This window comes from Deinococcus pimensis DSM 21231, from assembly GCF_000519345.1.
GTDB lineage: Bacteria > Deinococcota > Deinococci > Deinococcales > Deinococcaceae > Deinococcus_A > Deinococcus_A pimensis.
The window spans coordinates 46,721-48,429 of the sequence record NZ_KI912643.1; the positions used below are offsets into that span (position 1 = coordinate 46,721).

At 73.1% G+C, this 1,709-nt stretch carries 3 protein-coding genes; all 3 read left to right on the plus strand.

What is annotated here, in order from left to right; genetic code table 11:
- The coding region (locus tag DEIPI_RS30650; RefSeq protein ID WP_045234190.1) for an alpha/beta fold hydrolase at positions 1 to 379 on the plus strand (379 nt) is incomplete at its 5' end.
- Positions 380 to 432: 53 nt separating this feature from the next.
- Positions 433 to 1,176, plus strand: coding sequence for an alpha/beta hydrolase (locus DEIPI_RS0111925; protein ID WP_045234191.1), 744 nt, complete (start codon positions 433 to 435; stop codon positions 1,174 to 1,176).
- A gap of 223 nt (positions 1,177 to 1,399) precedes the next feature.
- Positions 1,400 to 1,709 (plus strand): hypothetical protein (locus DEIPI_RS39640; RefSeq protein WP_045234192.1); only part of this gene is annotated, 310 nt, incomplete at its 3' end.

Sequence of the window (1,709 nt, forward strand, 5' to 3'; positions counted from 1 at the left end):
GCTCGCCGCGCCCGAGGCGCGGCCCGAACGGCTGCTGCTGTGCGCGCCCGCCCTGCCGGACCTGTGGCTCTCGCAGTACCCTGACCCGCGCGTCCTGCCCGACGTCATCGACGTGGGCGGCTGGCCGCTCGGGCGCCCCTTCCTGGAGGAACTGCGTGACCTCGACCCGCTCGTGACCGTCAAGGGGTACGGGGGCCGCGTCCACGTGATCCACGGGGAGCTCGACGCGAGCGTGCCCCTCGGGGTGGGCCGCCGTTACGCCGCCGAGACGGGCGCGGACCTCGACGTGATTCCCGGCGCGGGGCACACCTTCGACTCGCTCGCGTGGACCTCCGCGTTCCACGAGGCGGCCTCGGCCTTCCTGCTGAGCGAGCGTTAAGGAGCGTCCCCGCACCCGGTGACCTTCGGGCAGGGACGTCTAGACTGGCGCGCATGGAGACCTTCGCGACCTTCCGCGTCGGACGAGAGCGCCTCGTGGGCGTCACGCACCTGCCCGACACGCCCGCGCCCGAGCACGGTCACCCGCTCGTGGTGATGCTGCACGGCTTCACCGGGGACCGCAGCGAGGAGGGCCGCCTGTTCACCCTCGCGAGCCGCGCGTTCGAGGCGCGCGGCCTCGCGAGCCTGCGTTTCGACTTCCGCGGGAGCGGCGACAGTGACGGCGACCACGCCGACGTGACCGTCTCGCGCGAGGTAGAGGACGCCTTCGCCGCCGTCGAGTTCGCGCGCGGTCTGCCCGGCGTGGACGGGGAGCGGGTGTCCCTGCTGGGCCTCTCGCTCGGCGGGATGGTCGCGGCGCTCGCGGCGCAGCACGCCCGTCCTCACCGCCTCGCGCTGTGGTCGCCGATGCTGCCGCAGGACATGCTGCGCCACCTGCCCTTCGGGATCCTCCCGCCGACGCTCGTGGAGGTCAAGGGGCTCGGCGTGAGCCGCGCCTTCCTCGCGGAGCTCTCCAGGCTCGATCCGCTCGAAGCGCTGCGGCGCGCGGGGCGCGACACGCACGTCTTCCACGGCGAGAAGGACGACACGGTGCCGCGCGCGAGCGCCGAGCAGTACGCCTTCGCCGCGAACGCGCCCTTCTCCACGGTGCCGAGGGTGGGCCACGCCTTCGAGAAGATCGCGGCGCGCGAGGCGCTCTACGGCGGCACGCTGGACTTCCTGATGGGCCGCCTCTGAAAATAATTCGGGCGGTTTGGCGGCGTACGGACCGGGGCGGCCCGGTCCTCATGCCTGGGGCGGTGGCGTGTCTCCACAACCTTTGGCGGCGTACGGACCGGGGCGGCCCGGTCCTCATGCCTGGGGCGCCCACGCGTCTCTCCGATACAGAGACTTGACGTTCCCTTCATCACACGTCAAAGTAGAGTGAAGCACTCGGGATTGCCCGGCGCCCACCCCCACCATGACCGACCTCACCCACGTCCAGAACGTCGACATCGCGCGCCGCGCCGACCCCGAGGCCCTCGCCTACGGGCTCGCCGCCGCCGCCGTCGTCGCCGGAAAGTTCCGCCGCCCGACCCTCCGCGTCCGTCAGGCCCGGCTCGTCCCCGAGGTCGTGCTGGACTTCACGGTCCCCCTGAAGGAGGAAGCGCTGCGCCTCAGCCGCGCCCTGCTGGAGGAGACCGTCATGGTGGACCTCGCGCCCGCCGCCGCCCGGCAGATCAAGTTCGGCGCCGAACCCGGCGAGGCGGACCTCGCGCCCGCCCGCGCGC